Annotated in this window: 9 protein-coding genes; 2 read left to right on the top strand and 7 right to left on the bottom strand. The window is 69.4% G+C overall.

What is annotated here, in order from left to right; genetic code table 11:
* The first annotated feature begins 271 nt into the window (after nt 1-271).
* Entirely contained in the window at nt 272-1,198 is a 927-nt protein-coding gene (locus D0D37_RS44605; protein WP_116206607.1) for a LysR family transcriptional regulator, read from the top strand.
* 76 nt (nt 1,199-1,274) lie between these two features.
* Here the strand turns inward: D0D37_RS44605 and D0D37_RS44610 are convergent, their stop codons facing one another.
* From D0D37_RS44610 to D0D37_RS48365, 6 genes are all read right to left on the bottom strand, one after another.
* Nucleotides 1,275-1,703, bottom strand: a complete 429-nt coding sequence (locus tag D0D37_RS44610) for a MarR family winged helix-turn-helix transcriptional regulator (protein WP_116206608.1) — start codon at nt 1,701-1,703, stop codon at nt 1,275-1,277.
* Nucleotides 1,704-1,736: 33 nt separating this feature from the next.
* Entirely contained in the window at nt 1,737-2,933 is a 1,197-nt protein-coding gene (locus D0D37_RS44615) for a CaiB/BaiF CoA transferase family protein (RefSeq protein ID WP_116206609.1), read from the bottom strand.
* 342 nt (nt 2,934-3,275) lie between these two features.
* On the bottom strand, nt 3,276-4,034 hold the full coding sequence (locus D0D37_RS44620; protein ID WP_116206610.1) for an NPP1 family protein: 759 nt from the start codon (nt 4,032-4,034) through the stop codon (nt 3,276-3,278).
* A gap of 72 nt (nt 4,035-4,106) precedes the next feature.
* Nucleotides 4,107-5,939, bottom strand: a complete 1,833-nt coding sequence (locus tag D0D37_RS44625; protein ID WP_116206611.1) for an FUSC family protein — start codon at nt 5,937-5,939, stop codon at nt 4,107-4,109.
* 130 nt (nt 5,940-6,069) lie between these two features.
* Nucleotides 6,070-6,588 (bottom strand): FAD-dependent monooxygenase, encoded by a 519-nt coding sequence (locus D0D37_RS48360; RefSeq protein WP_244223900.1) that lies wholly within the window; start codon nt 6,586-6,588, stop codon nt 6,070-6,072.
* Nucleotides 6,530-7,258, bottom strand: a complete 729-nt coding sequence (locus tag D0D37_RS48365) for an FAD-dependent monooxygenase (protein WP_244223901.1) — start codon at nt 7,256-7,258, stop codon at nt 6,530-6,532. Before D0D37_RS48365 ends, D0D37_RS48360 begins: the two co-directional genes overlap by 59 nt.
* Before the next feature lie 137 nt (nt 7,259-7,395).
* Between D0D37_RS48365 and D0D37_RS44635 the strand changes: the two genes are divergently transcribed.
* Nucleotides 7,396-7,863: a MarR family winged helix-turn-helix transcriptional regulator gene (locus D0D37_RS44635; protein ID WP_116206612.1), complete on the top strand. Its 468-nt coding sequence runs from the start codon at nt 7,396-7,398 to the stop codon at nt 7,861-7,863.
* 6 nt (nt 7,864-7,869) lie between these two features.
* Here D0D37_RS44635 and D0D37_RS44640 read toward each other — a convergent pair.
* The coding region (locus D0D37_RS44640; protein ID WP_116206613.1) for a hypothetical protein at nt 7,870-8,469 on the bottom strand (600 nt) is incomplete at its 5' end.

Consider the following 8,469-nt stretch of genomic DNA (forward strand, 5'->3'; position numbering starts at 1 on the left):
CGGCCGCACCGCGCGCACGAACAGCCCCTCCGCGAGGCCGAACCGGCTCACCCCGGCGGCCGCCATCGCCCGCTGGATTCCGGCCGCGCCGAGCGGACCGGCCACCCGCCCCGAAGCCCGCAAACACACCCGACGATCCACCCCAGCCCCTCCGGGAACCTGCCCCAGCTCAGCCCGCGCCGAAGCCGCCCTGGCAACCGGCCGAACACCTCGCCCCGCCGTATGATCGCCGAAACCCGCCCGCACCCGCCGCCCCGCTGGACATTGGACGATGGAGATCGATTTCACCCGCCTGAAGTACTTCGTCGCGGTCGCCGACGAACTGCACTTCAAGCGCGCGGCGGACCGGCTGCGGATCACCCCTCCGCCGCTCAGCAAGCAGATCAAGCTCCTGGAACGAGAACTCGGCGGCCCGCTGTTCGAACGGCACTACCACGAGGTCCGGCTCACCCCGCTCGGCGAGGCGCTTCTCGGTCCGGCGCGGGCGATCCTGCGGCAGGTCGACGGGCTGAAGGACATCGCGGCGGGAGTCCTCGAAGACGGCACTCCGATCCGGGTCGGGGCCACCGCGTACGCGCCGTCGGACCTGCTCGAAGACCTCGAAACCGCGGTCGGCGGGCTGGCCTCCCCGGCGACGTTCGAGGTAGCCGGGTCAGCGGCCGAGGTCACCGCGAAGCTCGTGTCCGGGCATCTGGAACTCGGGCTGATCCACCTCGCCGTCGAGGATCAGCGGCTGCGCGCCCGCACCGTCGCCGAGTACCAGGGCGCGATCGCGGTCCGCGCGGACGATCCGCTCGCCTGCCGCGACCTCGTCCGCATCGAGGAACTGCGCGACCGCGAGGTGGTCATCGACTTCGCCCGGCCGAACCCGGTCATCCTCGCCGCGCTGACCCGGCGGCTCGCGAAACGCGGTGTCCGCAACATCGTCCGCGCGGTCAGCGGACGCGGCGGCGAACTCGAAATGGCCGCGCAGGTGTTCAACCGGCGCCTCGTCGCCCTCGTGTCCTACGCGCCGGCGTCGTTCATCGGCCGGATGTTCTCGCCGCCGGAGTTCAAGCTGGTCCGGATCGACGAGGACGGCTGGGAACCGAGCCGGCTCGCGCTCGCCTGGGCCGCCGACCGCGCCGACGGACCGCCCCGTCCGGCCGATCTCGCCGAGGACCTGTCGGCGAAACTGGGCCCGATCCGCCGCGGCTGACCAAGACCCTCGACACCCCGCGCCAGCCGCCTGCTCGTCGCCCGGCCAGCATCGGCCGACCGTCCACTGCAGACAGCTAAGACTCGACGAACCTGGTCAGCAGCCGACCGAACTCGGCCACGTCCCGACTTGGCCAGTCCCGCAGCCGCTCTTCGAGCCGTTCCCGTTGCGCCGCACGGGTAATCGCCAGCGCGCGATGCCCGTCCTCGGTCAGCTCGAGCCGCTGCCTGCGCGAATGCCGCGGGTCCGGACCGCGCACCAGCAGCCCGGCGTTCTCCAGTTCCGCCAGCTGCCTGCTCACGGTCGAGGGGTCGAGCCCGTACTCCTGAGCGAGATCCGCCGCGTGCGCGCAGTCCGCGAGGTCGATCGAGGACAGCATCGTGTACTGCACGAACCCGAGCCCCTCGTACAGTTCGTTCGCGCGGACGCGGGACCCGCGGGAAAACAGGATCATCGCGCGGTGGATAGCGTCCAGGGCATCGCTGTCGCGGCCTTCTCCCGGCATGTCCCCGCATGCTAGAGATGCACCATACAACTGTCAACGCGGCTCGGCGGCGATCCCCCGGTCGAGCAGATCGTCCGCGTCGACCCCGGCTTCCGCAAGCAGCGCACGGGTATGCGCGCCGAACGCCGGCACGTCGCCCATCCGCGCCTCGACGTCCTCGAAGGTCACCGGCGGCAACAGCGCGTCGACGGTGGCGTGCTCGGTGCCGATCGTGCGCCAGCGGTCGCGGGCGCGCAGCTGCGGGTCGGCCACTACGTCAGCGACCTGCTTCACTTGCGCGGCGGGGATTCCTGCTTTCGCCAGCCGCTCGTCCAAGTCCACTGTGGACCATCGGGTGGTTTCGGCGGCTACTGCTGCGTCACATTCCGCGCGATGTTTCACGCGCAGGACATTTGTGGTGAATCGTGGGTCTTCGGCCAGTTGCGGGGCTTCGAGGACTGAGGTGACCAACGTCCGCCAACCGCTGTCGTTCTGGACGCCGATCAGCATTTGACCGTCTTTCGTCGGGTACGCGTCGTAGGGGGCGATCGAGGCGTGGCTCAGGCCCATGCGCGCGGGCTGGCGTCCGGAGTACATCTGGCTGTACATCGCGTAGCCCATCCATTCGACGGTCGCCTCCAGCATCGACACCTCGATTGTCGCGCCTTGGCCGGTTCGCACGCGGCGCAGGAGGGCCGCTAGGACTGCTTGTGCGCAGTACATGCCGGAGGCGATGTCCGAGGTCGGGATGCCGGTCTTGACTGGGGTGTCCGGGGTGCCGGTGATGCCGATCAGGCCTGCTTCGGCTTGGACCAGCATGTCGTAGGCCTTGCGTTGTTCCCTCGGGCCGCCGGTGCCGTAGCCGGAGAGGTCCACTGCTACCAGTTCCGGGTGGTTGGTTCGCAGTTCGGCGGCGCTGAAACCTAGGCGGGCTGCCGCGCCCGGGGCCAGGTTTTGAACGAAGACGTCGGCTTGGGTGATCAGTCGTTTTACGACGTCGCGGCCTTCGTTGGTTTTCAGGTCTATGGCTAGGGATTCTTTGCCTCGGTTCAGCCAGACGAAGTGGGCGCCCGTGCCGTGGACTACGTGGTCGTATTCTCGGGCGAAGTCTCCGCCGTCTGCTCGTTCTACCTTGATCACGCGGGCGCCCAGGTCGGCTAGGGTGCGGGTTGCCAGCGGGGCGGCTACGGCTTGTTCGATGGAGACTACGGTGAATCCGTCTAGCGGGAGCGTGGCGGGGGCTGGGTGCATGCTGCTTACTATTACTCGGTTTTCTTCCGGGTGCTGGGGTTGGTGTGGTTGCGTGGGGCACCCCGAAGGTTGATTGTGCTGACGGTCTGGGGGTGCTTGTCAAGGCGGGAAAGATGCCTTGACAAGCACCCCCAGACCGCAGGGAGGCTTCGTATCGGGGTTGGGGTAGGGCCGGGTGCGTCGATAGTTGGGTGCATCGGTGGCAGTCGCGGGCGGGTGGTCCGTGAAGGGCTCCTTGAGGGAATCTAAGGCTGTGAAGGGGCCCCTCACGGACTTTCGAGGGTCGTGAAGGGAACCCTGAGGGACTCAGAGTCCGTGAGGGTTCCCCTCACGGAACGGGGGTCAGCCGCGTGGGTCGAAGGGGATGCCGGAGGGCTTCGACTTTTCCAGCAGGTCCTGGTACCGGCCCTCGCTGATCTTGATCGTCGCGGCACCGAAGTCGGCAGCCATCAAGCGGTCACGCAGGGCGGTCGACGGCCAGCCGTCCCAACCGACCAAGGGTGGGTACCGCCAGTCGTGGTAGTGGTTTTCCGGCGGTTCGTCGTGCGCGTCGGCCAGGCGGAAGAAGTGCGTGCCGGGACCGTCCTTGTGGTACACCGCTTTCGGATGGGTGCCGTCGAAGCTCACCTTTGACCGCGGGTAGGTCACCTGCGAGGAATGCTGCGTAGTCGTCACATACTCGACCTGGTTCGACGACTGGTCGATCCACGAGATGACGTGTTCCCAGTCGTGCCGGTGCCCGCCGAGGCCGCTGCCGTCGACTGCCTGGTCCTTTTCGAAGTAGCTCGCGTAGACGACCGCGCACCAGCCGTGGTTGCAGGTCGAGCGGGAGTAGGTCTGGGAGTTGTCCAGGTCGGACTTGTCGTGGCAGTTGCCGTTGACCGCGCCGGTGGTTTTGAGGCCGGGCGCTAGCGTGCCGTCCGGGCCGATCGCGGGGGTGGCGTAGCAGCCGTCGCCGTCGTAGTCGTATGCGGGCGAGAAGGATTGCTCGTACCCACTCGCGTTCTGCGGCAGGTTGTGCGGCGGATCGGCGTACGCGGCGGACACCGGGAACAGCAGCGCCATGGACACAGCCACCGTCACGATCGGGAGTTTCCTCATGCCCGGATGGTGACATCGCGAATGCGGAAGGTGAAGGGACGCAAGGGAAGCATCCGATGGTCGCTCGGCCCTTCAGCTCGCGAGCAACTCTGCGCCCCGATGCACGCGCAGCAGGTCAGCCCGTACGAGGTCGGCGAGCAGTCGCTCCTCCTCGTCTACGTCGGCCGGACGCGGCGGCAACTCGCCGCTGCCTGCCAATGCGTCCGCAGCTGCCGAAGCGAAGGACGCCATCGTCGGCGACTGTTCGTCCCGCTGCAACAGCGCGCCTGCCGACGCCGCGAGCCCGCGCAGTCCCTGTCCGGCGTCCTCCAGAGCTTCTCGCTGCTCCGCCGAGGGCTCCCGGCTGCCGGGTTCGGGGCTCAGCAAGTCTTGATGCGTCCGCGCGGCGGCACGGAATCGCAGCCCGACCTCACGTCGACCGCCTCCGCCGCGCAATCGCTCCGCCACCGACGCGAGCAGTTCGCCAGTCTCGGAGACGGCGTCGGAAAACCGTTGCGTCACCGAAGGTTTCGGCACCCCGGGCACGGCGGCGAAGCCGAACAACAGCCCGATCACCACCGCGAGAGCCACCAGCAGCAGGTACTCCACGAGCACCGAAACCGCGTCCAGATGCCGCGTCGTCGCGTTCATTCCGACGCTCATCAGCACCATGCAGCCGTTGAACACCATGGGTTTCACCTGCATGAACGGGAAGCCGACGAGCAGCGCGACAATTCCCAGCGGCAGCAACGCACCCGGCGGCAACAACCACAACGCAACTGCCAGCACAACGGCCCCGGCGACCGCACCGGCAGCGCGCTGCCACGCCTTCGCCAGCGTGTCCCGCCATTCCGGCTGCATGAGCGCGAACGTCGTCATCAGGAACGACACGGTGAGCGGATCGCCGGGCCGGAACGTCGCGATCACCGCCGCGACCAGCATCCCCAGCGCGCATCGCACCGCGTGCCGCAACTGCGCGGACCGCCACGAGAACACCCCGGTCGCCTCGCGCCGCAATGCCTCGCGAACGAGATGCCGGGGGAAGTCCACAATGGACTCGTCGCGGGCGAGGGCGGCTTCCCGGATCGCGAACAGTCCGGACCAGGCTTCGTCGAGCAATGCGCCGGTGTCCCCGGGCAGCGCGACATCCGGGTCGACCCGTTCGATCTCCGGCGGATCCGAAACAGTCTTGGCCCGGACGGCTTCCGCAAGCGCCGCGACCTGCTCGTCGGCGGCGTCGAGCACGCGGGAAACCGCCGCTGCCTGCTCCTCGTCGAACGCACGCAGCCGGTCCCGCAGCAACGCCGCCGTCCCGTGATACCGCGCGCCACCTGCGAGAACCCGCGCCTGCCACGCCCGCGGCCGGTCGGTCACCCACAACCGCACCGCCCGCTCCGCACTCGCTCGATCCGGTCCGGCGAGAGCGTCGGCCAGTGCGGTCCGGGTCGGCTTGCCTGGATCGCGCAGGCCCATCAAAAGGCGCAGCACGAACACGACCCCGACGGCCAGCGCCGGCGCACAGATGATCTGCACCGGACTGGCCGCACCGCTCAACTGGAAGCCGTAGCCGAACACCGAAGCCATGCCGAGTCCGAGCCCGACCGTCACGTACCGCGGCCCGAGCGCGGGCACCACCGCCGCCGCGAATACCACCAGCACCAGCAGCGCGATCGACGCGACCGGCGACACTTCGCCCAGCAGCCGCGGCCCGGCCCCGCCGAGCACGACCGCCGGAGCGAAGGCCGCGAGCAGCCACAGATCCGGCCGCAACGGCCCACCGGTGGCGGCGATGAAGCAGAACAACGCGGTCAGCCCGGCCAGCATCGCCGTCCCGCCGAGCCCGAGCGCCACCCCGAGCCCGGCCGTGCCGCCGACTACCACCAGGATCGCCACGAGCATCCCGCCGCCGCGCGCAATCGCGTTCATTCCGCCTCGTTCCGTCACCGCGCAATGCCGCCGGGTAGCCTCGCACGCCGCGCCCGGGCGCCGCGCGGCGGGGAAAGCTCGTCCTCGTGCGCGGCAATCCCGGTTCTAACCGGCGTAGGCACTCACGACTTCAGACGGTCGCGCGCTCCGGCGGCAGCGTCAGCGCGTTGTGCACCTCGCTGTGCTCCGACCCTGGCAGCCCGTCCAACGCCCGCAACGCCGCGCTCCGCGCCGCCACCTCCGCGTCGGTCCGCGGCGACATCACCGCCGATCCGCCCGTGGCCAGCGCCTGGTTGGCCTCCATGAACTTCCTGGACCGATTCTCATACGCAGCGAAGGCGACGTCGTGCGGAGCGTCCGCCAGCTCGTAGGCCAGCAGGTACGCGCCGATCATCGCGAGACTCGACCCCTGCCCGGACAGGAACGACGTCGCGTGCGCGGCGTCCCCGGCCAGCGCGACGCGGCCCTTCGACCACACCGGCAGATGGATCTGGCTGACCACGTCGAAGAACAGATCGTCCGCCGAGCGCATCGCCTCGACCATCCGCGGCACCTCCCAGCCGCAGCCCTCGAAGCGGCTCGCGACCAGGTCACGCTGCGCGGCCGGGTCGGCGAACGCGGAGAAGGGCGCGTCGGCGTGAGTGAACACCAGGAACCCCGTGCACCTGGTCCCGGTCGCCGTCGCCCGCGGCATAGAGCGACGCCGACCGGCCCGCGACCGCCCAGGACATGCCTTCGTGCGACAGGCCGAGGTAGTTCGGCATGGTGAATCCGGCGAAGCAATAGCCGAGGTAGCGGTGGAACTCCTCCTCCGGCCCGAGGGCCAGCGAACGAGTCTTCGAGTGCAGTCCGTCCGCGCCGATGACCAGGTCGAACGTCTGGCTCCGGCCGCTGGAGAAGGTCACGTCGACCCGGTCGCCGCGGTCCTCCAGCGCGGCGATCGACTCCGAGAAGCGGAACTCGACGTCGTCGCGGACCGCGTCGTACAACACGCTGGTGAGGTCGCCGCGGGCCAGTTCGATGTCGTAGCCGGCCTCGTCCCCGGTGATCACGGTCGGTGCGACGCTGTTCAGGACGTCGCCGTCCCCGTCAAGGAACGTCAGCCGCCGGGTGGCGACGTGCCGCGCCCGCACCGTCTCCTCCAGCCCCATCCGCCGCAGCACCTCGACGGCCGGGCCGCGCATGTCGATCGGGTACCCGCCGCCCCGCACCGCCGACGCCTTCTCCACCACGGTGACCGCGAAGCCGTACCGGTTCAGCCAGTACGCCAGCGCCGGGCCCGCGATGCTCGCCCCCGAGATCAGCACACTCCTGCTCATTGGTTCTCCCCTTTGTTCCCCGGCAGGCGATAGATGCCTACCTTAGGTATCATTTTCACGACCGGCCGGAACCGTTTCGCGCGATCCCGGTGACCCAACTGTATACCTAACTTAGGTATCTAATCAAGGAGCCCGCGATGTCCGCCGTCCCTTCCCTGTTCCGGGACCTGCTGCCCCGGCTGAACGAGCTGAGCGGGTCGCTGCGCCGGGGAAAGCTCTTCGAGCGCGCGGTCGAGGCCACCGGGCTGCCGCTGGAACGGCCGGCGATGAGCGTGCTCGGCATCCTGCACATCGAGGACGCGCCGCTGCGGGTCGGCGAGATCGCGAACCGGATGAACGTCGTCGGCCCGCACGTGACGCGGCAGGTGCAGGGGCTGGAAAGCCGCGGGCTGGTGCGGCGCGTGGCCGACCCGGACGACCAGCGGGCCCGGCTGATCGAGCTGACCCCGGAAGGAAAAACCGCGGCCGAACGCTACGTCGGGGTCGTCGAGGGCTGGTTCGCCGACGCGATGAGCGGCTGGACCGCGGAAGACCGCCAGCTCCTCGACCGGCTGATGACCCGGCTGGTCGAGGACCTGACGGCCCGGTTGTCCGATTTGGACTGAAACGTTTTACCGCGACAGCCGCAGGAACTCCTGCTGCTCGCGGTCGTAGCGCTGGGTCAGGCCGTTTCCGTAGCGGTCCCACCAGTTCTGCGTGTGCCCGTGCTGGCGGGTGGTCGTGTCGCCGTAGACCTGGCGGTCGTATTCGATCCGGGCGTCGTGGAACTGCTGCTGGAATTCCTGCGGCGACAGGCCCTGCAACTGCTGCACCGCGGCCGGGTCGAGGGTGCGCGCGCTCTGCACGATGTCCGCGCCGCCCATGTGGTTCAGGATCGCCCGGACGCCGCCCGCGCCGCGCATGTGCGCGCCGGACATGATCGCGGCCTGGGTTCCCGCGTCGGCGAATTCCAGCGCCCCGGCGTGCCGCGCGTTCGCGGTCATCAGCTGCGCGACCACGGCGTGCTCCTCGGCGCTGCCGACGCCGTACTGCTGGCGGGCGGCCATGATCTGGTCGTAGCCGTTGTGCATGTTCTGCCGGAAGCCGTACGCCTCCGGCACTCCGCCCTGTTCGCCGCTCGCGCCCTCGGAACGCATGATCGAGTCGACGACCCGGTCGTCCAGCTGGTGCGGTGCGGCACCCCCAGCAGCCGCACCGCCGCCGGCCGCCCC

The sequence above is a fragment of the Amycolatopsis circi genome (genome assembly GCF_003385235.1).
GTDB classification, from domain to species: domain Bacteria; phylum Actinomycetota; class Actinomycetes; order Mycobacteriales; family Pseudonocardiaceae; genus Amycolatopsis; species Amycolatopsis circi.

Coding starts and splice junctions, on each gene's coding strand:
- D0D37_RS48365 (WP_244223901.1), bottom strand. CDS start 7,258: ATGAGCAGGAGTGTGCTGATCTCGGGGGCGAGCATCGCGGGCCCGGCG.
- D0D37_RS44615 (WP_116206609.1), bottom strand. CDS start 2,933: ATGCACCCAGCCCCCGCCACGCTCCCGCTAGACGGATTCACCGTAGTC.
- D0D37_RS44625 (WP_116206611.1), bottom strand. CDS start 5,939: ATGAACGCGATTGCGCGCGGCGGCGGGATGCTCGTGGCGATCCTGGTG.
- D0D37_RS44620 (WP_116206610.1), bottom strand. CDS start 4,034: ATGAGGAAACTCCCGATCGTGACGGTGGCTGTGTCCATGGCGCTGCTG.
- D0D37_RS44605 (WP_116206607.1), top strand. CDS start 272: ATGGAGATCGATTTCACCCGCCTGAAGTACTTCGTCGCGGTCGCCGAC.
- D0D37_RS44635 (WP_116206612.1), top strand. CDS start 7,396: ATGTCCGCCGTCCCTTCCCTGTTCCGGGACCTGCTGCCCCGGCTGAAC.
- D0D37_RS44610 (WP_116206608.1), bottom strand. CDS start 1,703: ATGCCGGGAGAAGGCCGCGACAGCGATGCCCTGGACGCTATCCACCGC.